Source organism: Paenirhodobacter sp. CAU 1674, assembly GCF_029222945.1.
In the GTDB taxonomy this organism is placed as follows: Bacteria; Pseudomonadota; Alphaproteobacteria; order Rhodobacterales; family Rhodobacteraceae; genus Rhodobacter.
The window spans coordinates 14,924-40,895 of record NZ_JARHUH010000011.1; the positions used below are offsets into that span (position 1 = coordinate 14,924).

The window sequence follows — 25,972 nt, forward strand, 5'->3', positions numbered from 1 at the left end:
CTATCATGGCCAAACTTTCCAAACTTCTGGGCACTGCGGTGCTGCTGTCGGGCATCGCCTCGGGCGTGTCGGCGGAAACGCTGAAACTGGGGACCGAGGGCGCCTATCCGCCCTTCAACTACGTCACCCCCGAGGGCAAGGTCGAAGGCTTCGACATCGACGTCGGGCTGGAGCTGTGCAAGCGCATCGGCGCCGAGTGCGAGATCGTGGCGCAGGACTGGGACGGCATCATCCCCGGGCTTCTGGCCAAGAAATACGACTTCATCATCGCCTCGATGTTCATCACCGAACCCCGCAAGGAACAGGTGGCCTTCACCGACCCCTACTATATGGCCGCGATGACCCATGTCGTGCCGAAGGATTCGGAACTGACCGAGTTCACCAATGACACGCTGAAAGATCTGGTCGTGGGGGCGCAGGCGGGCACGACGCAGGCCGATTATGCCGTCGCCTCCTATCCCGACGCGGATGTGCGGCTGTATCCGACGCAGGACGAAGCCAGCCTCGATATGGCCTCGGGCCGGCTGGACGTGATGGTGGGCGACATGCTGCCGCTTCTGGATTTCGTCGAAAAGACCGAAGACGGCGCGTGCTGCAAGATCGCCGGCGCCCCGATCACCGATCCGAAATTCGTGGGCGAAGGTGTGGGCATCGCGCTGCGCAAGGAAGACAACGACCTGCGCGAGCGTCTGAACAAGGCGCTGGCCGAGATCCGCGCGGATGGCACTTACAAGGCGATCAACGACAAGTATTTCTCGATCGACCTTTACACGATGCAGTAACCCTCGCCGCCCTGGTCAAAGGTGACAATCATGTTTGAGCTGTTCTCCTATGGGCCCCTTGGCTGGGGCGACGAGATCCTGGCGGGGCTGTGGGTCACGCTGCGTCTGGCGGTGACCACCCTGCCGGTGGGATTGCTGATCGGTTTTGCGGTGGCGGGTCTGTCGCTGTCGCACAATCGCGGGCTGCGCGCGCTTGGGGTGGGCTATACCACGCTGATGCGCGGGCTGCCCGAAATCCTGACCCTGTTCATCGTCTATAACGGCGTGGGTCTACTGCTGAACAGGGCGATGGCGATGCTGTCGCCCGAGGCCGCGCCGGTCGAGTTTTCGCCCTTCGCCGCCGGGGTGGTGGCGCTGGCGCTGGTCTTTGCCGCCTTCGCGGCCGAGGTGCTGCGCGGTGCCTTTCTGGCGGTCCCCGAGGGGCAGATCATGGCCGGGCGCGCCATTGGCATGACCCCGCGGCAGATCTTCTGGCGCATCAAGCTGCCGCAGCTGTGGCGGTTCGCGCTGCCGGGGATGGGCAACCTGTGGCTGAACCTGCTGAAGGACACCGCGCTTGTCTCGGTCATCGCGCTGGATGATCTGATGCGCGCCACCAAGGTTGCGGTGGGCGTCACCAAGCAACCCTTCACCTTCTATCTGGTGGCCTGCCTGATCTACTGGCTGCTGTGTCTGGTCTCGGAACTGGGCCTGGCGCGGCTGGAACAGCGCGCCAACCGCGGCGTGAGGAGAGCATGAGCATGGCCCTGATCGACACATTGGCGCAGAACTGGCCGAAGCTGATTGATGGTGTGGGCACCACGCTGGCGCTGACGGGGCTGGGCGCGCTGATCGCGGCGATGGCCGCGCCGCCGCTGGCGCTGCTGCGCGCGCAGGGCTCGGCCCTGGCGCAGGCGCCGCTGCGCATCTACATCTCGTTCATTCGGGGCACCCCCATTCTGGCGCAGCTGTTTCTGGTGTTCTACGGCTCGGGCCAGTTCCGGGTGGAATTGCAGTCGCTGGGGTTGTGGGGGTTTTTCCGCGATCCGTTCAACTGCGCGGTGCTGGTCTTTGCGATCAACTCCTGCGCCTATCAGACAGAAATTCTGCGCGGCGGCATTCAGGCCGTGGCGCCGGGTGAAATCGAGGCCGGCCGCGCGATCGGCATGTCGCGGCTGACGGTGCTGCGCCGGATCGTGTTTCCGCACGCCTACCGCATCGCCTGGCCCGCGCTTGGCAATGAAATCATCTTGCTTATGAAAGCCTCGGCGCTGGCTTCGGTCGTCACCGTCTTCGATCTAATGGGCCGCACCCGGCAGATCTTTTCGCGCAGCTTCGACTTCTCGATCTATTTCTGGGCGGCTGTGCTCTACCTCGCGATGACGATCAGTTTCGTCCTTCTGTGGCGCCTGGCCGAGCGCCGCCTTTCTCGACACATGACGGGGCACACCCCGCAGGGAGTTCAGTGATGCAGCCGCAACCTTCGCAAGATGTCGTGCTCAGCGCGCAGAATATCCACAAGAGTTTCGGTACGCACGAGGTGCTCAAGGGAATTTCGCTGGACTCGCGCAATCACGACGTGATCTCGATCTTGGGCTCGTCCGGGTCGGGCAAGTCGACCTTCCTGCGTTGTCTGAACTTTCTGGAAATCCCGACATCGGGTCAGGTGTCGGTGCATGGCGAGGAAATCGTGGTGCGCAACGGCCGCCCCGGCGACCCGCGCCAGATCGAGCGGATGCGCCAGCGGCTTGGAATGGTGTTTCAGCAGTTCAACCTGTGGACCCACCGCACCGTTCTGGAAAACGTGATGGAAGGCCCGGTGCAGGTCAAACGCCGCCCCAAGGCCGAGGCGCGCGATCAGGCCGAGGCGCTGCTGGCCCGTGTCGGTCTGGCCGAACGCATGCACATGTATCCCGCGCAACTGTCGGGCGGCCAGCAGCAGCGCGTGGCGATTGCACGCGCGCTGGCGATGGAACCCGACGCCATCCTGTTCGACGAGCCGACCTCGGCGCTGGACCCCGAACTGGTGGGCGAGGTGCTGAAGGTAATGCAGGATCTGGCCGCCGAGGGCCGCACGATGATCGTCGTCACGCATGAGATGGCCTTCGCGCGCGAGGTTTCGACCGAGGTCGTCTTCCTGCATCAGGGCCGGGTGGCCGAGCAGGGCACGCCCGACAAGCTGTTCAACCATCCCGACAGCGAGGCATTCGCCCGCTTCATCTCGAACATCCGCTAACTCTGGAGCCGTAAAATGGCATCTGTTTTCGAAGGCCTGCGCATCGACGGGGCCGAATTGCGCGTGGTCAGCCTGCCGCTGATTACCCCCTTCGTCGTCTCGAACCAGACGATGACCGACAAGGTCTTTCCGCTGCTGGTGCTGCGCGGCGAGGGGCTGGAAGGCTACGCCGAGGCGGTGATGGACCCGTTCCCCGATTATCTGGAGGAAACGATCCCCGGCGCGCTGGCCTTCCTGCGCGAACTGATCCTGCCGCAGATCGTCGGGCGTCGCTTTGCCTCGCCGGCCGAGCTGACCGCGCTGATGGCGCCTTGGCGCGGCCACCGGATGAGCAAGGCCGTGGTCGAAATGGCGTTCTGGGATCTGTGGTGCAAGGCGCTGGATCTGCCGCTGAAATCCGCGCTTGGCGGCGTGCGCGATGCGGTGCCGGTGGGCGTTTCGATCGGGATCGCGCCGATCAGCGCGACGCTGGCGCGCATCGCGGTGGCGCAGCAGGCGGGGTACAAGCGGATCAAGCTGAAGGTGGCGCAGGGGCATGATCTGGACTTGCTGGCCGCCGTGCGCCGGGATTTCCCGAAGATCAAGCTGACGGTCGATGCCAACACCGCCTACGGGCTGGCCGATCTGGCCACGCTGCGCGCGATGGACGATTTCGATCTGGATTATATCGAGCAGCCGCTGGCGGTCGATGACATCCACGACCACGCCATCGTGCAGCGCCAGATCCGCACTGCGATCTGTCTGGATGAATCGATCCGCACCCCCGCCGATTGCCGCAAGGCGCTGGCGGCCGAGGCGGCGCGGGTCATCAACATCAAGGTCGGACGGGTCGGCGGCTATGCGGCGGCGCGCGCGATCCATGACGTGTCCGAGTCCTTCGGCGCCCCGGTGTGGTGTGGCGGCATGCTGGAAAGCGGCATCGGGCGGGCTCATAACATCCATCTGGCCACGTTGCCCAATTTCACCAAGCCGGGCGATACCTCGTCCTCCAGCCGCTATTTCCACCGCGACATCATCAACGAACCGCTGGAGGCTGCGGGCGGCCTGATGCCGGTGCCGGGCAATGGCGCGGGCATCGGCGTAACGCTGGACTGGGACTTCCTGAACACCGTTACGCTGAGCACCGAGGAGTTTGGCGCATGAGCGGCGATGGCGTGATCTTGCGCGAACTGTCGGGGCTGGACGAACTGGCCCGGGCCGAGGCGTTTCAGGTCGAGGTTTGGGGCGCGGGCGAAAAACCCGACAATTCCGACATTATGATGGCGCTGCAATCCGAAGGCGCACTGGTCGCGGGCGCGTTTCGCGGGGCCGAGATGCTGGGCTTTCTGCTGGGCTTTCCGACCGCCACGCCGGAGCTGCAGCATTCGCACCGGCTGGGCATTCACCCGGATGCGCGGGGCTTGGGTCTGGGCGCGCGGATGAAATGGTTTCAGCGCGACTGGTGTCTGGCGCGCGGCATCACCTCTGTGCGCTGGACCTATGATCCGCTGCGCGCGATCAACGCGGGGCTGAACATCGGCGTGCTGGGCGCGGTTTGCCACGACTATCTGGTCGATTATTACGGCCCGATGCCCGGGATCAATGCGGGCCTGCCCTCGGACCGGGTGATGGCCGTCTGGCATCTGGGCAGCCCTGCGGTCGTGGCGCGCGTCAGGGGCACCGCCGCCGTCCCGCAGGCCGAGGCGGGGCAGGCATGGCTGCAAATCCCGCGCGACATCGACGCGCTGCTCGCCCAGGATCGGCAAACAGCCCTGGCCGAGCGTTTGCGGGTGCGCGCCGCGCTGCAATCGGCCTTTGCGGCGGGGCAGGGTATCGTGGGCTTCGACCGTGCGCGCCACAGTTATCTGCTGGGCTGAACGGGGGCATCGGCGCCGGGCGCTTGGGCTGGAAACCCGTCTGGCGGTCGGCTAGAACATCATCACAACCCTTACCCTGCAGTCGAAGGATGACGCATGTCGCCCCCCGAGGAAGTCTCGTCCCAGTCCCCGCGTCCGTTGCAAAGCACGCTGATCGCGGCGCAGTTGGAGGCCGAGATCATCGCGGGCGATCTGGCCGCAGGCAGCAAGCTGGACGAGCAAAGCCTGACGCAGCGCTTCGGCGTGTCGCGCACCCCGATCCGCGAGGCACTGCACCGGCTGGTGGCGCTTTCGCTGGCCGACCGGGCGCCGTTTCGCGGCGTGGTCGTGGCCAATATCACCCGTGACCGGATCGAACAGATGTTCGAGGCGATGGGCGAGATGGAGGCGCTATGCGGGCGTTTCGCGGCCGAGCGGATGACGATTGGCGAACGTGGCGAGCTGGAGGAGTTGCACCGCGCGATGGCGCAGATGGCGCAGCGCGGCGAAATCGCCGCCTACGAGGCCGCCAACAGCGTCTTTCACCAGCGGATCTTCGAGGCCACGCATAACCGCGACCTGATCGAACTGGCCAATGCGCTGCGGCTGAAACTGGCGCCGTTCCGCAAATCGCAGCTGCAAAGCGACGCCCGGATGGCGCGCTCGAACGAGGAACACGAGGCGATCGTCTCGGCCTTGCTGGACCGCGACCCGAAGCGGGCCGAAAACGCGTTGCGGCGGCACCTTGTGAGTGCCGCGCGCGAGGTTCTGTCGCGGATGCGATAAGGATCAGCCGAAGGCCGAGATCAGCATCCGCACGGCGGTGATCATCAGAAACAGCGCGAAGGCGCGTTTGATCCAGACCGTATCCAGGCTGTGCGCCAGTGCGGCACCTACGGGCGCGAACCCCACCGTGAAGGGCAGGATGATGCCTGCGGCCAGCAGGTTGACATAGCCCAGCGACAGCGGCGGGCGGTTCGGCACCCCCAGACCCGAATAGATGAAGCCCAGCACGGCGGGCACCGCAATCATGAAGCCAAAGGCCGAGGCCGTGCCCACCGCACGGCGGATCTCGACCGAGAAGCCGGCCAGCAGCGGCACCGACAGCGTGCCGCCGCCGATCCCCATCAGCGCCGACAACAGCCCCGTCACATAGGAAATCGCGCCGTTGACCGCGCGGCTGCGGGGCAGGTGGTCGCTGATCACCAGCGTCTTCGGCGTGGCCATGTTGATCGACACCAGCAGCGCCAGCGTGCCGAAAATCGCCTTCAGTCCGCTTGCGTCGATGTATTTCGCGGCCAGCCCGCCGCTCAGCGCGCCCAGCACGATCCCCGGCGCCCAAAGCCGCAACAGCGCCGGGTCGACCGAGCCGCGCTTGTGATGCGCGCGCGCCGAGGAGACCGAGGTGAAGATGATCGTCGCAAGCGAGGTGGCCACGGCCATATGCATCGACAGTTCCGGCGGGAAATGGGTCAGCGACAGGATCCAGAACAGCACCGGCACCAGAACGATGCCGCCGCCGACCCCCAGCAGCCCGGCCAGAATGCCGGCCAGAATTGCGGTGGCCGCGACGCCGCCAAGGATCATCGCCAGTTGCAGAATTGATAGGTCGGTCATGGTCAGTAACTCACTGCGGCGCCATCGGCGCGGGGGTCGGTTGCGGCTTCGAAAAGCCCGGTGGGATGCAGGACAACGCCGCCGGCGTGTCCCACAAGATCGGAAAATTCAGGCAGGATCTCGACCTGATGGCCCGCGCCCCGCAACTGCGCCACCAGCGTCGGATCGAAGCGGGATTCCAGCTTGAGCGAGGTGGTGTTGTCGCCCCAGGTCTTACCCAGCAGCCAGCGCGGCGCCGTCACGGCCGCCTGCAGATCCATGCCGAATTGCGCGTAGCGGGTGAAGATCGCCGATTGCGTCTGCGGCTGGCCCTCGCCGCCCATCGTGCCATAGGCCAGCACCCGGCCGTCGGGCAGATGCGCGAGCGCGGGGTTGAGCGTGTGAAACGGGCGCTTGCCGGGCGCCAGCTGGTTCGGGCCGGGCTGCAGCGAAAACCCCGCGCCGCGGTTCTGGAAGAAGACGCCGGTCTGCGGGCAGGTCAGGCCCGACCCGAATTCCCAGAACACGCTTTGAATGAAGCTGACGACGGTGCCGTCGCGGTCGGCGGCCCCCATCCAGATCGTGTCGCCCTGTTTGGGCTCGTACGGCCAGGGCAGGGCGCGGGCACGGTCGATCCGCGCGGCCATCGCGTCCAGCCGGTCGTCGGCCAGCCAGTCCTGCGCGGGTTCAGCCATCGCCGCCGGATCGCCCAGTCCGGCATTGCGCAGAAGGAAGGCCTGCTTGGTGGCCTCGATCAGCCCGTGGGTATGGTCGAACCCTTCGCCCGTCTGCACCCCCAGCCGGTCAAACAGCCCCAAAATCATCAGCGAGGCCACGCCCTGCGTCGGCGCGGTCATGTTATAGAGCGTGCCTTGCGAGGTCGTGACCTGCAAGGGCGTGACCTGCTGGGCGCGATAGGCGGCGAAATCGGCGGCGCGCAGCGGGCTGCCGTGGGCCGCCAGAAAATCGCCGTGGATCTGCGCGATCTCGCCCTCGTAATAGCTGCGCAGCCCCTCGGTCGCCAGACGTTCCAGCGTGCGCGCCAGTGCGGGCTGCCGCATCCGGGAACCGGCTGCGGGGGCGGCGCCGTCGTTCAGGAAGATCTCGGCAAAGCCCGGTACATCGCGCAGACCGTCCAGCTTCTCGGCGGTGGTGCGCGCCTGATTGCCAGTGACTGCGATCCCGTCGCGCGCATATCCGATAGCCGAGGCCAGCAGTTGCGCCAGCGGCAGACGCCGCGCGGCGGGGATCAGATCGAGCGCCGCCTCCCAACCGCCGATGGTGCCCGGCACCGTCAGCGCGGCCAGACCGCCGCGCGCGGGGATCGCCTCGGTCACCCCCTGCGCCGCATACCAACCGGGCGTGGCCAGCGCCGCCGCGTGGCCGCCCGCGAAAATCCCCACCGGCGCCTGACCGGGGCGATGGATCAGCCAGAACCCGTCGCCGCCGATCCCGTTCATATGCGGGTAGGTCACCGCGATCGTGGCGGCGGCGGCCACCATCGCCTCGATCGCGCTGCCGCCCGCGGCCAGAATGTCGCGTCCGGCCAGCGCCGCCGCCCGATGGGGCGCGGTGATCGCGCCGCTATAGCCAAGTGCGGAATGTAGCATGTCTTACCATCCGATTGCATTGGGCAGCCAGGTCGCCAGCTGCGGGAAGAAGAACACCAGCGCCAGCGCCAGAAGCTGCAGGCCGATGAAGGGGATGACACCGCGGTAGATGTCGCTGGTCTTGACCGAGGGCGGCGCCACGCCTTTCAGGAAGAACAGCGCCCAGCCAAACGGCGGCGTCAGGAACGAGGTCTGCAGGTTTACCGCAACCAGGATCGAAATCCACGCCATGTCGGCGCCCGCCGCGTGAAAAATCGGCAAGAACAGCGGCAGGGCGATATAGGAGATCTCGATCCATTCCAGAAAGAAGCCCAGCACGAACAGCAGCAGCATCAGAAACGCGATCTGCCCGTTCAGCCCGCCGGGCACCGCAGCAAAGGCATCCTGCACCAGCCGTTCGCCGCCCAGACCCCGGAAGGCCAGACCGAAGGGCTGCGCGAAGATCAGGATCAGGAACACCATCGCGCTGGTGACGAAGGCGCCGCGCACGGTGTCGCGCAGCACCGGCCAGCTCAGCCGCCCGGAAAAGGCGGCCAGCACGATACTGCCGAACGCGCCCATCGAGGCGGCCTCGGTCGGGGCCGCGATGCCGCCGATGATCGAGCCCAACACCAGCACGATCAGCGCGATCGGCGGCAGCACGACGCGCAGCAGCTTCATCGCGATGTCGGCGCGGGTATATTGCGCGCGTTCGTCCTGCGGGATTGCGGGGACGCTGGCGGGTTTGAAGATGCCCAGCAGCAGCACATAGCCGATGAACAGCCCCGACAGCATCAACCCGGGGATCAGTGCCGCGGCAAACAGCGTGCCCACGGATTCGCCCATGATGTCGCCCAGCAGGATCAGCACCAGACTGGGCGGGATGATCTGCCCCAGCGTGCCCGAGGCACAGATCACACCGCTGGCTACCCCGGTGTCATAGCCGCGCCGGATGATCGGCCCAAGCGCGATCAGCCCGACGGTGACCACCGTCGCGCCCACAACGCCAGAGGCCGCGCCCATCAGCACGCCGACCAGAATGATCGCCAGCGCCATGCCGCCGCGCAGGCCGCCCATGGCAAGGCCGATCACCTCCAGCAGGTTCTCGGCGATTTTGGATCGCTCCAGCATGATGCCCATGAAGATGAACAGCGGCAGCGCCAGCAGCGTGTAATTGGTGATGACGCCATAGATCCGCGCGGGCAGCAGCGAAAACAGCATCGGGCCGAACCCGGCATAGCCGAACACAAGGCCGGTCGCACCAAGGCAGATCGCCACCGGGACACCGCCCAGAAGCAGCAGGAAGAAGGCCCCGATCATACACAGGGCAAGGATTTCATTCACGGGCATCGGACAGGGCCATTCATTCGGATTGCGATCCGCGCCGCAGCCGCCGCAACAGGCGGGCAAGGCTTTCGGCGGTCATCGCAAGGGATTGCAGGGCAAGCAGCGCAAAGGCCGCCGGGATCGCGGCCTTGAGCAGATAGCGATAGGGCAGGCCCCCCGGATCGGGCGAGCCTTCGGCAATGGCATAGCTGCTTTGGACATAGGCGATCGACAGCCAACCGATGATCAGCGCGATCACCCCAAGCGCGGCATGCGAAATCACATCGACAACCGCCTGTTTGCCGCGCGACATCCGGGCATAGAAGATGTCGACGCGCACCTCGCCGCCCTGATTGAGCCCGTAGGCCATGCCAAACAGCGCGCCCACCGCCATCAGATGCCATTCCGCCTCTTGCAGCGCGACCGAGCCGAGCGCGAAGAAATAGCGCAGCAGCACGTTCAGCGCGACCAGCAGCACCAGCGCCAGACCGCTCCACGCCGCGATCTGGCCGATGTGACGAACGGTGCTTGCGGCACCGTTCGCGATCTTGTCCAGGAAACCCGTCGTCATCTTACGCCGGCAGGTTGTGATAGGGTTTCTCTGAAACCGCCGCCCAGTCGCGATGCTCGGCCCGGAAGGCCATGAAGGCATCGTGGATCTTTTGGGTTGCCGGATCGGCGGCGGCGCCTTCGGCCAGCACCTCTTCGGTGACGCGGCGCAGTTCGGCCACGACCTCATCGGGCAGGACATTGGCGATCACGCCCGAATTTTCCACCAGATCCTTCAGCGCGGCGGCGTTGTTGGCCTCGCACCAGGTGTGGCTTTCCAGATTGCACGCCATTGCCGCGGTCGACACGATCGCCTGCAGATCGGCGGGCAGGCTGTCCCACGCGGCCTTGCCGATCAGCAGTTCGGTCACGTTCGAGGGTTCGTGCCAGCCGGTCGTGTAGTAGTATTTCGCGGCATTCTGCAGGCCCAGACGACGATCCTGATAGGGGCCGACGAATTCCGCCGCGTCGATCACGCCGCGTTCCAGCGCCGGGAAGATCTCGCCGCCCGGCAGCAGTTTCACATCGACGCCAAGCTTGGCGTAAACCTTGCCCGCAAGGCCCGGGATACGCATTTTCAGATCCTTGAAATCCGCCACGCTTTCGATCGGCTTGCGGAACCAGCCGGTCATCTGCACGCCGGTGTTGCCCATCGGCAGGGCCTTCAGCCCCAGCGGCGCATAAAGCTCATCCCACAGATCCATGCCGCCGCCGTGGTAGAGCCAGGCGTTCATGCCCTGGAAGTTCAGGCCGAAGGGCACGGTGGTGAAATACTGCGCCGCCGGGATCTTGCCGGCCCAGAAGTAGGAGTTGGCCGCGTTCATCTCGACCGCGCCAGAGCGCACCGCATCGAAGCCTTCCAGCGCGGGGATCAACTCACCCGCGGCGAAATGCTGGATCTTCAGGCGGCCGTCCGACATCGCCTCGACCTTCTTGCAGAAGTCGGTCGGGCTGCCCGGGCCTTCGACATAGAAGGGCGATCCAGGGCCATAGGCATTGGTCATCTTCCAGTTGAAGCTGGTTTGCGCCCGCGCCACCGAAGGCGCGGCCAGCGGAACGGCGGCCAGGGTCGCGCCGGTTGCCAGGAATTTACGTCTGTCCATTCGCTGTCCTTTCAAGGGGGAGGTCTGTCCGTCCTGCTTAGGGCGGCGAGATGGAGATGGCGCCAGTTGTGGATGCAAAGCTGCGTATGGATCGCAATATTGTATACAAAATGAACAATGAAAAGCGAAAATGTGTTCGAAATTGGCGCAATGTGAACTTGAGAAAGGGCTGATTTAAGACTGAAAGCCGAATCGTCGGTGCGAACCAATCTGGCACTTGGATCGCATGGAATTGAAAAGAGCGCGAATGTGATTCGTTTCAGGTCTGAAGCGCCGTGCGGAGGCTGAATTTCCCAGAAACCTCGTAAATATTGGGCTTATTGCGTTTATTTGGTGGAATTTTCGATTAAATTTTGTGCAATTGGGGCGTGTTTGTCGGATGGAAATTGACAGAGGACACATTGCTGATCCTGCATGAGTGAACCAATCAAGAAGTGGTCCGAAGATGTCAGACGCCAAAAATACAATCCAGGATGGCGAAAACTCGTCCTTCGTGCTCCGGCAGCTCCGGTTTCTGGTCACAAGTGGCGAGGTGGACAGCACGGGCAAGCTGCCGACCGAGCGTGAATTGTCCGAAACCCTGGGCGTCGGGCGGCGGGCCGTGCGTCGCGCGCTGGAGGCGCTGGAAGCCGAGGGGCTGGTCTGGCGCAAGCAGGGCAAGGGCACTTTCATCGGCCAGCCGCCCGATCCGACCGGGGCGCTGGCAGCGGCGATTGCCGGGCAGACGCGGGCCTCCGAAGTGGCCGAGGCCCGGCTTTACATCGAACCCGCGCTGGCGGGCCTGTGCGCGGCGCGGGCCAAGCCTGACGACGTGCGCCGGATGCGGGTGCTGGCCGAACGCACGCATCAGACCGCCGATCGTGACGCGGCCGAACTGTGGGACGGTGCGCTGCACCGGATGATCGCGCGCACCGCTGGCAATCGCGTGCTACTGACCGCATTTTCGCTGGTCGACGAGATACGCTCGTCGGATGCGTGGCGGGCGCTGCGGGAAAAGGCGCGTAGCCCGGGCAGCAATGATCTGTATTTCCGTCAGCACATGCATCTGATCGACTGCATCGAGCGCGGCGATGTCGTGGGCGCCGAAGAGGCGATGCGCGCGCATCTCAATACGCTGTCGGCGCGGATGAAACATGTGATCGACGACGCCCAGGGCGCAGCAGATGGTATCGGGGGCGCACATGACTGAGTCCACGCCGCTGCTGCAGGTCTCCGACCTGTCGATCCGGTTCGCCGGAGTGCCGGGCAATCTGGTGGATGGCGTTTCGCTGACGCTGAACGCAGGCGAAACGCTGTGCGTCGTGGGCGAGTCCGGGTGCGGCAAATCGCTGACCGCGCTGGCGCTGATGGGGCTGTTGCCGATGCCGCCGGCGCGGCGGATGTCCGGGCAGGCGATCTTCGAGGGGCAGGATCTGTTCGATATGTCGCTCGAAACCCTGAAGGACATTCGCGGCAACCGCATGGCGATGATCTTTCAAGAACCGATGACCTCGCTCAACCCGGCGATCAAGGTCGGCGAGCAGATCGCCGAGGCGGTGCGCCGCCACAAGGGCGTGAACCGAGAACAGGCGCGGGCGCGGGCGCTGGAAATGCTGCGGCGCGTGCGCATCCCGGCGCCGGAAAAGCGGCTTGACGAATATCCCCATCAGATGTCGGGCGGCATGCGCCAGCGCGCGATGATCGCGATGGCGCTGGCCAATGACCCGGCGCTGCTGATCGCGGACGAACCGACGACGGCGCTGGATGTGACGGTGCAGGCGCAGGTGCTGGATCTGATGCGCACCCTGCAGCGCGAAACCAATGCCGCGCTGATCATGATTACCCACGATCTGGGAGTGGTGGCGGAAATGGCCGATACGGTGGTGGTGATGTATGCGGGGCGGATCGTCGAGGCGGGCCCCGTGCGCAAGGTCTTCGAAGACCCGCAGCACCCCTATACGATCGGGCTGATGAGTTCGATGCCCGATCTGGGGCCGCGCGGCGGGCGTCTGGTCACCATCCCCGGTGTCGTCCCCCCTGCCGATGCAATGCCCGAAGGTTGCCGTTTTGCCGCACGCTGCCCTTTCGCCGGGGCCGACTGTGCCGCTGCACCGCCCTTGCGCGATCTGGGGGACAGGCACCGTGTCGCCTGCTGGCGCGCGCCGCTGGAGTTCGGTGCACCCGATCTGGCTGCACAGGGGGTCGCGCCATGACCACGCCCGATCTGATCCTGGAAACCCGGTCGCTGCGCCGCCGTTTCGTCACCCGCAAGCCGCTGCTCGGGCCGCCGGTCGAGGTGCGCGCGGTTGACGGGATCGACCTGCGCATCCGCCGCGGCGAGACCTTCGCCATCGTCGGCGAATCCGGCTGCGGCAAGTCCACGCTGGCGCGGATGCTGGTGCGTCTGATCGAGCCGAGCGAAGGCACCGTGCTGTTCGAGAACCGCAACATCACCGGGCTGCGCGGCGAGGAAATGCGTGCGATGCGGCGTGATCTGCAATTCATCTTCCAGGACCCGTTCGCCTCGCTCAACCCGCGGATGACGGTGGGCGCGCTGATCGAGGAACCGCTGCGCGCGCATGGTCTGGGCGGGCCGGACGAACGGCGCGCCCGGGTGGCCGAACTGCTGGAGCGCGTGGGCCTGCTGCCGCAGCACGCCGACCGCTACCCGCATGAATTCTCGGGCGGGCAACGCCAGCGCATCGGGATTGCGCGCGCGCTGGCCTGTGCGCCCAAGCTGGTGATCGCGGACGAGCCGGTTTCGGCGCTTGATGTGTCGATCCAGGCGCAGGTGGTCAATCTGCTGCAGGATCTGAAGGATGAATTTGCGCTGACGCTGATCATCATCGCGCATGATCTGGCCGTGATCCGTCACATGGCCGATCGGGTGGGGGTGATGTATCTGGGGCAGCTGGTCGAGGTCGCCGACACCGACACGCTGTTCACCCGCCCGCGGCACCCCTACACCGAGGCGCTGATCTCGGCGATTCCGGTGCCGCGGGTGGGCGTGAAACCGCCTGCGCACGGATTGCAGGGCGAACCGCCCAACCCGATCGCGCCGCCTGCGGGCTGCCGGTTCCATCCGCGCTGCCCCTATGCCACCGAACTTTGCCGCAGCACGCCGCCGCCCCTGACGCGGCTGGCGGCGGGCGCCTCGGTCGCCTGCCACCATGCCCCGGACCTGAGCCTGCAAGGGCTGAACGACACGGGCACGGGGCGCAGTCCGGCCGCCGAACGCCGTTTCGCGCTCTATCGCGCGATGCGTGAACAACGAGAAGGGCAAACCCTTCCGGTCCCCCCCGAACCTGAGATCTGACAAGGAGCGATACCCCAATGGCACGAATTCGAACTGCAGCCCTTGCGCTGGCCATGAGCCTGGCCGCGACGGGCACCTTCGCGGCAGACCTGCGCATCGGTCTGCAAGAAGACCCCGATGTTCTGGACCCCGACCAGTCGCGCACTTTCGTCGGGCGCATCGTCTATGCCTCGATGTGCGACAAGCTGGTCGACATCACCCCCGAGCTGGAAATCATCCCGCAACTCGCGACCGGCTGGGAATGGTCGGCGGATGGCATGGCGCTGACGATGACGCTGCGCCAGGGCGCCACCTTCCACGATGGCGAACCCTTCAATGCCGCCGCCGTCGCCGCCAATATCGAACGCAGCCAGACGATGCCCGAAAGCCGCCGCAAGTCCGAGCTGACCTCTATCGCCTCGACCGAGATCGTCGACGACTACACCATCAAGTTCAACCTGACCGCACCCGACGCCACGTTGCTGGCGCAGCTGGCCGACCGTGCGGGGATGATGGTTGCCCCCAAGGCCGCGGCCGAGGCGGGCGTGGACTTCGGGCTGAACCCGGTCTGCTCGGGCCCGTTCAAGTTCAAGGAACGGGTGCAGCAGGACCGCATCGTGCTGGAGAAATTCGCCGAATACTGGAACGCCGACGCCTATCATTTCGATACCGTGACCTTCCTGCCGATCCCGGATACCACCGTGCGTCTGGCCAACCTGCGGGCGGGCGATCTGGATATGCTCGAACGGCTGGCCGCGACCGATCTGGCCTCGGCCAAGGCGGACGCGGGGCTCAAGGTCGAACAGGCGGTGTCGCTGGGCTATCAGGGCATCACCATCAACCTGGCCAATGGCGAGCGCGCGAAAAACCCGCTGGGCGAGAACAAGCTGGTGCGTCAGGCGCTGTCGCTGGCGATCGACCGCGACGTGATCAACCAGGTGGTGTTCGAAGGCGCCTTCGCGCCGGGCAATCAGCCGTTCCCGCCGAACTCGCCCTGGTATGACGCGAAATACCCGGTTCAGCCGCGCGATGTCGAAGCCGCCAAGGCCAAGCTGAAAGAGGCGGGTCTGGACAGCGTCGACATCGAGTTCCAGGTCGCCAACAATCCGGTGCAGATGCAGATGATGCAGGTGGTGCAGGCGATGGCCGCCGAGGCGGGCATCAACATCACCCTGACGGCCAAGGAATTTGCCACGCTGCTCAAGGATCAGACCGCGGGGGACTATGTCGCCAGCCAGGTCGGCTGGTCGGGTCGGGTCGACCCGGACGGCAACCTGCACCAGTTCGTGACCTGCAAGGGCGGGATCAACGACGCCAAGTTCTGCGATCCGGCTGTCGATGCCGCGCTGGAAACCGCCCGCACCACCACCGACACCGCCGCGCGCAAGGCCGCCTATGATGCCGCGCAGGATGTGCTGATGGAGGAGCTGCCGCTGATCTACCTGTATCACCAGACCTGGATCTGGGCGCTGAACGACAAGCTCAGCGGCTTCGTGCCCTATCCCGACGGGATGATCCGCCTGCAGGGCGTCAGCGCGGCCGAATGATCTGAAACCGGGTCCGGCGCAGTGCTGCGCCGGGCCTGCCTGACCCTGCCGAAAGCTTCCCCATGATCGGTTTTCTCATCCGCCGCCTGCTGATCGCCATTCCGACGATCCTGCTGATTTCGGTCTTCGTCTTTGCCTTGCAGAAGTTGCTGCCGGGCGACCCGGTTCTGGCGATGGCGGGCGAAGAGCGCGACCCCGCCGTGCTGGAGTTCCTGCGCGAAAAATACCACCTGAACGACCCGCTTCACCGGCAGTATCTGTCGTGGATCGGCGGGGCGGTGCAGGGCGATCTGGGGGTCTCGTTGCGCACCCAGCAGCCGGTGCTGACGCTGATCGGGGAAAAGCTGCCGGTGACGATCCAGTTGGCGGTGATGGCGCTGATCATCGCGCTGGTGATCGGGGTACCGACCGGGGTGATTTCGGCCTATCGCAAGGGCAGCCTGATCGACTGGGGCGCCAATCTGGTGGCGCTGTCGGGGTTGTCGATTCCGAATTTCTGGCTTGGCATCATGCTGATCCTGCTGGTCTCGGTGAAATGGGGGCTGCTGCCTGCCTCGGGCTATGTCCCGCTGTCCGAAGACCCGCTGCAGTCGATCCGAACGATGATCATGCCCGCCTTCGTGCTGGGCACGGGACTGGCCGCCACGCTGATGCGCCATACCCGGTCGGCCATGCTGGGGGTGCTGCGCTCGGATTATGTGCGCACCGCGCGCGCCAAGGGCCTGAGCGAGCGTGTCGTGGTCATCAAGCATGCGCTGCGCAACGCGCTGGTGCCGATTGTCACGGTGACCACGCTGCTGTTTGGCGAATTGCTGGCCGGTGCCGTGCTGACCGAACAGATCTTCACCATCCCGGGCTTTGGCAAGCTGGTCGTCGATGCGGTGTTCAACCGCGACTACGCCGTGGTGCAGGGCATCGTTCTGTGCACCGCCGTGGCCTTCATCGCGATGAACATCCTGGCCGATGCCATCTATCGCATTCTCAACCCGCGCATGAGAGACGAGCAATGACCGCACTGACCGACACGACCCATCCGCCGCGCAAGCCCCGCAGCCGGGTCTGGCGCAAGCTGCGCGCCAACCCTTCGGCGCTGCTGGGGGCGGTTCTGGTGGGGTTCTTCACCCTGATCGCCGTGCTGGCGCCGGTGCTGCCGCTGCCCGGCCCGATGGAGACCGACTGGATGGCGGTGCGCAAGGCGCCCTCAGGCGCGCATCTGCTGGGCACGGACGAGATTGGCCGCGACGTGCTGGCGCGGATGGTCTGGGGCGCGCAGGCCTCGTTGCTGGCGGGGGTGGTGTCGGTGGCGATTGCGCTCGCCATCGGGATTCCACTGGGCGTGGCCGCGGGCTATGCGCGGGGCTGGACTGATGCCGTCATCAGCCGCGGGACCGAGGCGCTGCTGGCAGCGCCCTTCCTGATCCTGGCGATTGCGCTGGCGGCGTTTCTGGGGCCTTCGCTCAGCAATGCGATGATCGCGATCGGCCTGTCGGCGATGCCGGTCTTCGTGCGGCTGGCGCGGGGCCAGACGATGAGCGTGATGACCGAGGATTACGTCGAAAGCGCGCGCGCCGTGGGTCTTGGCCATATGGCGATCATCTGGCGCTACATCCTGCCCAACATCTTTCCGCCGCTGCTGGTGCAGGCGACGCTGACGGTGGCCACCGCGATCATCGCCGAGGCGTCGCTGTCGTTCCTGGGCCTGGGCCAGCAACCGCCGGCACCCTCCTGGGGCTCGATGCTGAACGTCGCCAAGAATTTCCTCGAACAGGCGCCCTGGATGGCGCTGTGGCCGGGCATCGCGATCTTCCTTGTGGTGCTGGGCTTCAACCTGCTGGGCGACGGGCTGCGCGATGCGCTGGACCCGCGCGACAGCTGACGGATTTGACAGATTTACCGACATTCCGTGCCCAACCGGGCCGGACAGACAGACGGAAGGACCATCATGACGTTCACCACACGCCCCGAAATCGCCGGGACATTCGGGGTTGCCACCTCGACCCACTGGATCGCCTCGGCAGTGGGCATGAGCCTGCTGGAACAGGGCGGCAACGCCTTTGATGCGGCGGTGGCCATGGGGCTTGTTCTGAATGTGGTCGAACCGCATCTGAACGGCCCGCTGGGCGATCTGCCGGTGATCTTCCGGCCTGCGGGCGCGGACGAGCCCACGGTGATCTGCGGGCAGGGCGTGGCCCCGGCGCGCGCCACCATCGCGCATTACCGCGCCGAGGGGCTGGACATGATCCCGGGCTCGGGCCTGCTGGCGACGGTCACGCCGGGGGCGTTTGATGGCTGGATGCTGCTGTTGCGCGATCATGGCAGCATGAGCCTGCGTCAGGTGCTGGAACCCGCGATCCATTATGCCGAGGCCGGTCACCCGATGCTGCCGCGTGTCTCGGCCACCATCGCCGGGCTGGCCGATTTCTTCCGCGAGGAATGGCCGACCTCGGCCGCGACCTGGCTGCCGGGCAATGCGGTGCCGCAGGCGGGCGCGCTGTTTGCCAACCCCGATCTGGCCGCGACCTGGCGCCGTCTGGTGGCCGAGGGGGAAACCGTCACCGGCCGCGAGGCGCAGATCGACAAGGCACGCGCGGCCTTCTCGCAGGGCTTCGTGGCCGAGGCGATCGACGCCTGGATGAAGGATGCCTGCGTGATGGATGCCGCAGGCGGGCGCCGCAAGGGCGTGCTGAGCGGGCAGGACATGGCGGAGTGGAGCGCCACCTATGAACGCCCGCTTTCCGTCGATTATGGCGACTGGACGGTGTACAAGACCGGACCCTGGGGGCAGGGGCCGATGCTGCTGCAGGCGCTGCGGATTCTGGAGGGCACCGGGATCGAGGCGATGGACCCGAACGGCGCCGAGTTCGTGCATACCGTCACCGAGACCCTGAAACTGGTGATGGCCGACCGCGAGGCCTATTACGGCGACCCGGATTTCACGGAAATCCCGATGGATGTGCTGCTGTCGCGCGACTATGCGCAGGCGCGCCGCGCGCTGATCGGGCCAACCGCCTCGCTGGAACAGCGCCCCGGCCGGGTTCCGGGATACGAGGCCTGGGCCGATGCCGCGATTGCCCGGGCGGGCACGCAGACCGCGCAAGAGGCGGGCGCCGGGGCGGGCGAGCCCACGATGGCGCATCTGACCGAAAAGCGCGGCGATACCGTGCATCTGGATGTCATCGACCGCTGGGGCAACATGGTGTCGGCCACGCCCTCGGGCGGGTGGCTGCAATCCTCGCCGGTGGTGCCGGGGCTGGGGATGCCGCTCAACAGCCGGGCGCAGATGTTCTGGCTGGACGAAGGGCTGCCGACCTCATTGGCGCCGGGGCGGCGGCCGCGCACGACGCTGACGCCCTCGATCGGGCTGCGCCGCGATGGCGCGGCGCTGGCCTTCGGCACGCCCGGCGGCGATCAGCAGGACCAGTGGCAGCTGATCTTCTTCCTGCGGCTGGTGCATCAGACCGCGAACCTGCAGGCGGCCATCGACGCGCCGCTGTTCCACACCGCGCATAACCAGGCCTCGTTCTATCCGCGCGGTACCCGGCCGGGGCACCTGATGCTGGAGCCGAACTTCGGCGAGGCGGTGATTGCCGATCTGCGCGCGCGCGGTCACCGCATCGAGGTGGCCGAGCCCTGGACCGTGGGTCGCCTGACCGCGGCGCAGCGCGATCCGTCCGGGCTGCTGCGGGCGGCGGCGACGCCGCGCCTGATGCAAGCCTATGCCATCGGCCGATAAGGAGGCGCTCAGATGACCTGGTCCATTGTTGCGCGCGACCCGCAGACCGGCAATTTCGGCATCGCCGTCGCCACGCGGTTCTTCGCGGTGGGATCGCTGCTGCCGCATATCCGGGGCGGGCAATGCGCGGTCGCTACGCAGGCCTTCATCAGCCCGCTCTGGGGGATGGAGGCAGCGGACCGGCTGGCCGCAGGCGAGGCGCCGGAAGCGGTGATCGCCGATCTGACCGCCCGCGACCGCGGGCAAAGCCAGCGCCAGATCCATATGATCGACGCGCGGGGCCGGATCGGGGCGCATACCGGGGCGGCCTGCATCGACTGGTGCGGGCAGGTTCAGGCCGAGGGGGTCTCGGTCGCGGGCAATATGCTGGCCAACGGACAGGTCATCGCGGACACGCTGGCGTGCTATCTGGATCATCCCGATCTGCCCTTCGCCGAACGGCTGCTCGGCGCGATGGAGGCGGGCGAGGCCGCGGGTGGCGACAAGCGCGGCAAGCAATCGGCGGCGCTGCGGATTCATCGCAGCGAAGATTACCCCTGGATCGACATTCGCGCCGACGATCACCCCGACCCGCTGGCCGAACTGCGCCGGCTGTATGACGTTGCGCATGAACGCTATCTGATCGTGGCGGATGCGATGCCGACGCGGGCGAATTTCTCGGGCGTCACCGACCGCACCGAGATCGACCGCGCCATCGCCGCCGAAGAGGCGCGGCGCAAGGCCTTGGTGCAGAAATGACAGGCGCGGGCAGGGCAGGGACGACCCGCCTTGCCCCGCCGCATCAGAAGGTGGCGGGCGTGGCCACCCACAGGATGCGCGTCACCCCGGGGTCGATGTTGCGGTAGCGATGCGGCAGGTTCGAGGCGAAGAAGAAACTGTCGCCCGGCCCCAGGAAGTGGCTTTTGCCGTCGACGATCAGCTCGGCGCGACCTTGCAGCACATAGCCCACTTCCTGACCCGCGTGCTGGATGTCGCCGCCGCTGTCGGCGCCGGGTTCCAGCGTGTGGATATTGGCGTCCAGCATCAGTTCGGGGAAGGTGGGCGTCAGCCGTTCCAGCAAGATCGCCGGGGCCTCCGCCGCATGGCTGACCCGGACCGAGGGCCGCGCGTCGGCGCGCATCAGGCTGATGTCGTCATGGCTGGCCTCGCCCGCGAACAGATGCACGATCGAGGTGTCCAGCGCCGCCAGAATCCGGTGCAAGGTGCGCAGCGAGGGCGCGGCCTGATCGTTTTCGATCTTCGACAGCATAGAGGGGGAACAGCCGACCTCTTCGGCCAGCATCCGCAGCGTTTTCTTCTTGGCCTTGCGTGTCTCGCGCAGCCGCCGGCCCAGATCCGACATCGTGCTGGTGCCCGACATGCCGGGGCCCGAGTCGCCCTGTGCATCATCGTCTGTGGCCCGGTCCTGCCCGATTTCCCCGCTCATTCCCTCAATTCCTGCCTGCAAATGCAGCATGTCGGGAATGGTATTCACTTTTGTTGAGTTTCACCCCAAAAAAGTTGAATGGCATTCAAGTTGCTGCATCAATTTTTGTGTCCGGGTCAAATCGCCCGCAGGTAATTTCGAGGAAAGTGGAATGAAATTCAATATCGGAACCAAGTTTCACCGCATCGTGCTGGCGGCTGGCGCCTGTGCGGGCCTTGCATGCGGCACCGCGGCCACGGCGAAAGAGACCGTCGCACTAGGCTTCATCGGCCCGCTGACCGGGGGCGTGTCGTCGGTCGGTCTGGGCGGGCGCAACTCTGCCGAGCTGGCGATCCGGCTGCGCAACGCCGACCCGGCCGCGAAATACAGCTACGAATTGGAAGCGCTGGATGACGAATGCAAGCCCAATGTCGGCGTGCAGGTCGCGACCAAACTGGCCACCAACCGCAAGCTGGCGGGGGCCGTGGCACATTACTGTTCGGCGGTGGCGATGGGGACGGTCGATGTCTATCACCGCTTCGGCCTGCCGATGACGGTCTGGGGCGCGGTGCTGCCCGACATCACCTATGGCAATGACTACCCCGAGATCACGCGCGTGAACGGCACGATGATCAACCAGAACGAAACCGCCGCGAAATTCATGACCGGGCTTGGCTACAAGACCTTCGCGATCATCCATGACACCACCGATTACGGCAAGGGCCACAACAGCTATCTGTCGAAGTTCCTGGCGGAAGATGGGGCGACGGTTGTGGGCGCCTTCGGTGTCAGCGCCGATCAGCAGGACTTCACCGCCGAACTGACGCAGGTGAAGGCGCTGAACCCCGATGTGGTGGTCTACGCGGGCCTGACGCCGGGCGGCGTGCGGGTGCGCCAGCAGATGGCCAAGCTCGGGATCACCGCAGTGTTCCAGGGCGTGTCGGGGATCAAGTCGGATGCCTATTTCGAGGGGCTGGGCGGCGATCTGGCCGAAGGCACGCTGACCTTCCTGGAAGGGGCGCCTGCGGAAAAACTGCCCGGCGGTGCGTTCTTCCTGACCGAATACGAGAAGGCCGGGTTCAGCACCCCGCCCGAGGCCTATGGCCCCTTCGCCTTTGCCGCGATGAACCTGCTGATCGACGCGGTCGAAGCGGTCGGCCCCGATCGCAAGGCGATTGTCGAATATATGGGCACCGTCAAGGATCACGAGTCGATCACCGGCCTGATCACCTTCGACGATCACGGCCAGAACACCGTGGCGCTGATTACCGGCTATGTCGCGCAGGACGGCAAATGGGTCGTCTGGGAAGACAGCGACTATGCCAAGGGCACGCGCTCGCTGCCCGCGCCCAAATGATCCACCGACCCGCGATGCGGCAGGCCGGAAGGCCGCGCCGCATCGCCCCTTTTCAAGGAAAGACGACACGATGGATTTCGGACTGATCGCGCAATACCTGGCCAACGGCATTCTGCTGGGCACGATGTATGCACTGGTGGCGGTGGGCTTCACCCTGTTCTTCGGCGTGCTGGATGTCATCAAGTTCAGCCATGGCGACGTGCTGATGCTGGGCACCTTCATCGGCTTCACCGCCTGGATGGGGCTGGCGGCGATCGGCGTGACCAACCCCTGGGTGCAATTGCTGGGCGTGCTGATCTGCAGTCTGGGCGGCACCGCCCTGATCGGGGCGGCGATTGCGAAATGGCTGGTGCTGCCGCTGAAGAAGGCGCCGCAGCTCAACACGCTGCTGATCACGCTGATGCTGGGCACCGCGATCCGCGAGGCGGTCCGTCTGTTCTATCCCAATGGCTCCAACCCCAAGGCGTTTCCCGCGCTTCTGCCCGATGCCGCGGTCGAGCTGGGCAGCTTCTCGTTGCGCGCCGACAGCGTGATCCTGGTGCTGGCGGGGCTGGGGCTGATCGGTGTGCTGAGCCTGGTCATCAACCGCACCCGGCTGGGTCTGGCGATCCGCGCCGTGGCGCAGGACGAGGAAACCGCCCGGATCATGGGCATCAATTATACGCTGGTGGTTCTGGCCACCTTCGCCATCGGCTCGGGCGTGGCGGCCTTCGCAGGGATCATGAACGGGCTTTACTACAACGAGATCAACTTCGGCATGGGGCTGATCCTGGGGCTGATCGGCTTTTCCGCGGCGATCATCGGGGGGCTTGGCAACCTGTATGGCGCGATTCTGGGCGGGTTCCTGTTCGCGGGCCTGCAGGTGATCGGGGCGGCGCTGCTGCCTTTCGCCTCGGCCTACAAGGACGTGTTCGCCTTTGCCGTCGTCATCGCGCTGATGGCGTGGAAACCGACCGGGCTGATCCCCGAACGCTCCAGTGACAGGGTGTAATCACATGACCGATTTTCCGATCTCTTCCACCGCCGCCGCCGCGCGCCCCTGGGCCGCCGGGGCCGCCGTGATCGTGACCGCCGGGGTCTATGCCTGGGCGCTGCTGGTGGCCGAAGAAACCTGGCAGGTGACCGGGCTGCTGGTGCTGGCCGTGGCCGCGGTTCTGGCCGCGCTGAAGAGCGGCTTCGCGCGGCGCCTGCATCAGGACTGGACCGCATCCGAGCCGCGGCTGAACCGGCTGGCCTTTGCCACGCTGATCGTGCTGATCTTCGCCTTGTCGGATGCGCATTTCGCGCTGTTGATGGTGGCGACGACGCTGTTGTATTTCACTGCTGCGATGGGGCTGAACATCCAGTTCGGCTTTGCTGGCATGGCGAATTTCGCGGGGGCTGCGTTCTTCGGGGCGGGGGCCTATACCGCCGCCGTGCTGGGCACTGTCACCGCTGTGCCGCCCCTGCTGACGCTTGCCATCGGTGGCGCGGTTGCGCTGGTGTTGAGCCTGCCCCTGTTGCTGCCGATCCTGCGCACCACGGGCCATTATGCGGCGGTCGTGACCATCGCTTTCGGCGTGCTGTTCCGCACCTTTCTGGAAGTGAACGAGATCCTCGGCGGTCCGCAGGGGTTGATGGTGGCGCCGATGCGGCTGTTTGGCTGGGATTTCAACAGCGCGCCGGTGATCGGCGGTTACGAGATGTCCTTCTATGTCAATTATGCGCTGCTGGCGGCGGCGCTGGCCGGACTTGTCTTCGTTCTGGTGCGGCGGTTGGAGCGTAGCTGGATCGGCCTGCATATGGATGCGGTGCGGCTGGATGAAACCGCTGCGGCCTGTTTCGGTGTGCCGATTGCGCGCATCAAGCTGACGGCCTTTTTGCTGGGGAACGCGATCCTTGGCGTCAGCGGCGCGCTGTACGGGATGATGATTTCCTTCATCGCGCCGGCGTCCTTCACCTTTTCGGACAGCCTGTTGCTGGTGTCGATCGTGCTTCTGGGCGGACTTGGCAGCCTGTGGGGCAGCGCGGTGGCGGCGGCGATCGTGGTGCTGCTGCCCGAAAAGCTGCAACTGCTGCAGGAATACCGGTTCCTGCTGTTCTCGATCTTGGTGATGCTGGTGCTGCTGTTCCGCCCCGATGGCATCCTGCCGCGCCCGCTGCGGACCTTCTTTGCCAGCCGGAGGGCGGGGAAATGACCCAGACACTTCTTGAATTCCGCAATATCGTCAAACGTTTCGGCGGGGTAACGGCGCTCGATGATTTTTCGATGCGCTTGGGGCAGGGGGAAATCCTGGGCCTGATCGGGCCGAACGGCTCGGGCAAGACGACCAGCTTCAACGTGCTGACCGGGATCTATCCGGCCACCGCCGGGCAGGTGCTGTTCGAGGGGCGCGACATCACCAATGCCGCCGCGCGCGCGGTCTATGAGGCGGGGATCGTGCGCACCTTCCAACGCTCGCGCCTGTGCCTGCCGCTGTCGATCTATGACAACATCATGATTGGCGACACCGCGCGACTGACCGGCAGCCTGTGGTCGAACCTGATTTCGCGCAAGCGGTTGCAGGGGCAGATCGACACCTCGTATCGGCTGGCGCGCGATCTGGTGGGCGGTTTCTCGGGGCATCTGGCGGACCGGATGGATCAGCCGGTCGGCGCCCTGCCGATGATCGAGCGACGCCGGATCGAGATTTGCCGCGCGCTGATTTCCGGCCCGCGGCTGTTGCTGCTGGACGAGCCCTCGGCCGGGATGACGCATGATGAAACGCATCAGTTGATGGACGACATTCTGGCGGTGCGCGCGCGTGGCGAAGGCCTGTCGATCATCATCGTGGAACATGAAATGGGCGTGATCGAGAGGATCACCGACCGCTGCATCGTGCTGAGCTACGGGCGCAAGATCGCCGAGGGCACCTATGCCGAAGTGGCGGCCGATGCCGAGGTGCAAAACGCCTATCTGGGAGCGGACTGATGGCTGGGATCGAAATTCGCGGGCTGCGGGCGGCCTATGACAAGGCCGATGTGTTGCATGACGTATCGCTGAACGTGGCGCCGGGGCAGATCACCTGCCTGCTCGGCTCGAACGGGGCGGGGAAATCGACGCTGATCCGCGCCATCCTGGGGCTGACCCCGCCGCACAGCGGGCAGATCCTGCTGGAGGGCGAGGACATCACCGGGCTGGCCACGCACAAGGTGATCGCGCGCGGCATCGCCGCGATCCCCGAGGGGCGGCGGATGTTTCCCAAGATGACAGTGACCGAGAACCTGCGGCTGGGGGCGTTTCAGGTCACCGACGCGGCGCTGATCCGGCAGCGGCTGGACACGGTCTTTGCCACCTTCCCGCGTCTGGCCGAACGGCGCGATCAGCTGGCGGGCACCATGTCGGGCGGCGAGCAGGCGATGGTCTCGATCGGGCGCGGGCTGATGGGCGGGCCGAAGATCCTGCTGATCGACGAGCCGTCGCTGGGGCTCTCGCCGCTTTACGTCAAAGAAAACTTCCGCATCATCAAGGACATCCGCGATCAGGGCATCACCGTGTTTCTGGTGGAACAGAACGTGCGTCAGACGCTGGCGATTGCGGATTACGGTTATGTCCTGTCGGGGGGCAAGCTGGTGGCGCAGGGCCCGGCCGCCGATCTGGCGGGGGATGAAGCCGTGCGCGAAGCTTATTTCGGGTGAAATC

At 65.8% G+C, this 25,972-nt stretch carries 26 protein-coding genes; 20 read left to right on the forward strand and 6 right to left on the reverse strand.

Annotated elements, in window-relative coordinates; translation table 11 throughout:
• The first annotated feature begins 5 nt into the window (after positions 1-5).
• From P2G62_RS15080 to P2G62_RS15110, 7 genes are all read left to right on the forward strand, one after another.
• Positions 6-782, forward strand: coding sequence for an ABC transporter substrate-binding protein (locus P2G62_RS15080; protein ID WP_275735743.1), 777 nt, complete (start codon positions 6-8; stop codon positions 780-782).
• A 30-nt stretch (positions 783-812) separates the two neighbouring features.
• Positions 813-1,520, forward strand: coding sequence for an ABC transporter permease subunit (locus P2G62_RS15085; RefSeq protein ID WP_275735744.1), 708 nt, complete (start codon positions 813-815; stop codon positions 1,518-1,520).
• On the forward strand, positions 1,517-2,230 hold the full coding sequence (locus P2G62_RS15090; protein ID WP_275735745.1) for an ABC transporter permease subunit: 714 nt from the start codon (positions 1,517-1,519) through the stop codon (positions 2,228-2,230). The genes P2G62_RS15085 and P2G62_RS15090 overlap by 4 nt, the downstream gene beginning before the upstream one ends.
• Positions 2,230-2,997, forward strand: coding sequence for an ATP-binding cassette domain-containing protein (locus tag P2G62_RS15095; protein WP_275735746.1), 768 nt, complete (start codon positions 2,230-2,232; stop codon positions 2,995-2,997). Before P2G62_RS15090 ends, P2G62_RS15095 begins: the two co-directional genes overlap by 1 nt.
• A gap of 15 nt (positions 2,998-3,012) precedes the next feature.
• Positions 3,013-4,140: an o-succinylbenzoate synthase gene (gene menC / locus P2G62_RS15100; protein WP_275735747.1), complete on the forward strand. Its 1,128-nt coding sequence runs from the start codon at positions 3,013-3,015 to the stop codon at positions 4,138-4,140.
• Positions 4,137-4,853: a GNAT family N-acetyltransferase gene (locus P2G62_RS15105; protein WP_275735748.1), complete on the forward strand. Its 717-nt coding sequence runs from the start codon at positions 4,137-4,139 to the stop codon at positions 4,851-4,853. The genes menC and P2G62_RS15105 overlap by 4 nt, the downstream gene beginning before the upstream one ends.
• A gap of 96 nt (positions 4,854-4,949) precedes the next feature.
• Positions 4,950-5,618 carry a GntR family transcriptional regulator gene (locus tag P2G62_RS15110; protein WP_275735749.1) on the forward strand — a complete coding sequence of 223 codons (669 nt, stop codon included), beginning with the start codon at positions 4,950-4,952 and terminating at the stop codon, positions 5,616-5,618.
• A 3-nt stretch (positions 5,619-5,621) separates the two neighbouring features.
• On the opposite strand, the gene P2G62_RS15115 is transcribed toward P2G62_RS15110, so the two are convergent.
• From P2G62_RS15115 to dctP, 5 genes are read right to left on the reverse strand one after another with little or no spacing between them, the layout of a single operon-like run.
• Complete coding sequence (locus P2G62_RS15115) at positions 5,622-6,449, reverse strand: sulfite exporter TauE/SafE family protein (RefSeq protein ID WP_275735750.1); 828 nt, start codon at positions 6,447-6,449, stop codon at positions 5,622-5,624.
• A gap of 2 nt (positions 6,450-6,451) precedes the next feature.
• Complete coding sequence (locus tag P2G62_RS15120) at positions 6,452-8,038, reverse strand: gamma-glutamyltransferase (RefSeq protein ID WP_275735751.1); 1,587 nt, start codon at positions 8,036-8,038, stop codon at positions 6,452-6,454.
• 3 nt (positions 8,039-8,041) lie between these two features.
• A complete protein-coding gene (locus tag P2G62_RS15125; protein WP_275735752.1) occupies positions 8,042-9,367 on the reverse strand; it encodes a TRAP transporter large permease subunit in 1,326 nt (441 codons plus the stop codon).
• 13 nt (positions 9,368-9,380) lie between these two features.
• Positions 9,381-9,914 carry a TRAP transporter small permease subunit gene (locus tag P2G62_RS15130; RefSeq protein WP_275735753.1) on the reverse strand — a complete coding sequence of 178 codons (534 nt, stop codon included), beginning with the start codon at positions 9,912-9,914 and terminating at the stop codon, positions 9,381-9,383.
• A gap of 1 nt (position 9,915) precedes the next feature.
• On the reverse strand, positions 9,916-10,995 hold the full coding sequence (dctP, locus tag P2G62_RS15135; protein WP_275735754.1) for a TRAP transporter substrate-binding protein DctP: 1,080 nt from the start codon (positions 10,993-10,995) through the stop codon (positions 9,916-9,918).
• 445 nt (positions 10,996-11,440) lie between these two features.
• On the opposite strand from dctP, the gene P2G62_RS15140 reads away from it, so the two are divergent.
• The 8 genes from P2G62_RS15140 (at position 11,441) to P2G62_RS15175 (ending at position 20,287) form a co-directional block, all read left to right on the forward strand.
• Positions 11,441-12,184, forward strand: coding sequence for an FCD domain-containing protein (locus tag P2G62_RS15140; RefSeq protein ID WP_275735755.1), 744 nt, complete (start codon positions 11,441-11,443; stop codon positions 12,182-12,184).
• Entirely contained in the window at positions 12,177-13,187 is a 1,011-nt protein-coding gene (locus tag P2G62_RS15145; RefSeq protein ID WP_275735756.1) for an ABC transporter ATP-binding protein, read from the forward strand. Before P2G62_RS15140 ends, P2G62_RS15145 begins: the two co-directional genes overlap by 8 nt.
• Positions 13,184-14,290, forward strand: coding sequence for an oligopeptide/dipeptide ABC transporter ATP-binding protein (locus P2G62_RS15150; RefSeq protein ID WP_275735757.1), 1,107 nt, complete (start codon positions 13,184-13,186; stop codon positions 14,288-14,290). Before P2G62_RS15145 ends, P2G62_RS15150 begins: the two co-directional genes overlap by 4 nt.
• Positions 14,291-14,307: 17 nt before the next feature.
• Positions 14,308-15,816: an ABC transporter substrate-binding protein gene (locus tag P2G62_RS15155; RefSeq protein WP_275735758.1), complete on the forward strand. Its 1,509-nt coding sequence runs from the start codon at positions 14,308-14,310 to the stop codon at positions 15,814-15,816.
• Between the two features lie 62 nt (positions 15,817-15,878).
• Positions 15,879-16,826: an ABC transporter permease gene (locus P2G62_RS15160; RefSeq protein ID WP_275735760.1), complete on the forward strand. Its 948-nt coding sequence runs from the start codon at positions 15,879-15,881 to the stop codon at positions 16,824-16,826.
• Positions 16,823-17,692 carry an ABC transporter permease gene (locus P2G62_RS15165; RefSeq protein ID WP_275735761.1) on the forward strand — a complete coding sequence of 290 codons (870 nt, stop codon included), beginning with the start codon at positions 16,823-16,825 and terminating at the stop codon, positions 17,690-17,692. Before P2G62_RS15160 ends, P2G62_RS15165 begins: the two co-directional genes overlap by 4 nt.
• Positions 17,693-17,758: 66 nt before the next feature.
• Positions 17,759-19,549 carry a gamma-glutamyltransferase family protein gene (locus P2G62_RS15170; protein WP_275735762.1) on the forward strand — a complete coding sequence of 597 codons (1,791 nt, stop codon included), beginning with the start codon at positions 17,759-17,761 and terminating at the stop codon, positions 19,547-19,549.
• Positions 19,550-19,561: 12 nt separating this feature from the next.
• Positions 19,562-20,287: a DUF1028 domain-containing protein gene (locus tag P2G62_RS15175; RefSeq protein ID WP_275735763.1), complete on the forward strand. Its 726-nt coding sequence runs from the start codon at positions 19,562-19,564 to the stop codon at positions 20,285-20,287.
• 43 nt (positions 20,288-20,330) lie between these two features.
• Here P2G62_RS15175 and P2G62_RS15180 read toward each other — a convergent pair whose 3' ends face one another.
• The gene (locus P2G62_RS15180; RefSeq protein ID WP_275735764.1) at positions 20,331-20,975 is read right to left on the reverse strand and encodes a cupin domain-containing protein; all 645 of its coding nucleotides are present in this window, start codon (positions 20,973-20,975) and stop codon (positions 20,331-20,333) included.
• 151 nt (positions 20,976-21,126) lie between these two features.
• On the opposite strand from P2G62_RS15180, the gene P2G62_RS15185 reads away from it, so the two are divergent.
• The 5 genes from P2G62_RS15185 to P2G62_RS15205 all read left to right on the forward strand — a co-directional run bounded on the left by P2G62_RS15185 (position 21,127) and on the right by P2G62_RS15205 (position 25,968).
• The gene (locus P2G62_RS15185) at positions 21,127-22,311 is read left to right on the forward strand and encodes a branched-chain amino acid ABC transporter substrate-binding protein (protein WP_275735765.1); all 1,185 of its coding nucleotides are present in this window, start codon (positions 21,127-21,129) and stop codon (positions 22,309-22,311) included.
• Between the two features lie 70 nt (positions 22,312-22,381).
• On the forward strand, positions 22,382-23,302 hold the full coding sequence (locus tag P2G62_RS15190) for a branched-chain amino acid ABC transporter permease (RefSeq protein ID WP_275735766.1): 921 nt from the start codon (positions 22,382-22,384) through the stop codon (positions 23,300-23,302).
• A gap of 4 nt (positions 23,303-23,306) precedes the next feature.
• Positions 23,307-24,488: a branched-chain amino acid ABC transporter permease gene (locus P2G62_RS15195; protein ID WP_275735767.1), complete on the forward strand. Its 1,182-nt coding sequence runs from the start codon at positions 23,307-23,309 to the stop codon at positions 24,486-24,488.
• Positions 24,485-25,261 (forward strand): ABC transporter ATP-binding protein, encoded by a 777-nt coding sequence (locus tag P2G62_RS15200; RefSeq protein ID WP_275735768.1) that lies wholly within the window; start codon positions 24,485-24,487, stop codon positions 25,259-25,261. Before P2G62_RS15195 ends, P2G62_RS15200 begins: the two co-directional genes overlap by 4 nt.
• On the forward strand, positions 25,261-25,968 hold the full coding sequence (locus P2G62_RS15205; protein ID WP_275735769.1) for an ABC transporter ATP-binding protein: 708 nt from the start codon (positions 25,261-25,263) through the stop codon (positions 25,966-25,968). The genes P2G62_RS15200 and P2G62_RS15205 overlap by 1 nt, the downstream gene beginning before the upstream one ends.
• Positions 25,969-25,972 lie beyond the last annotated feature (4 nt).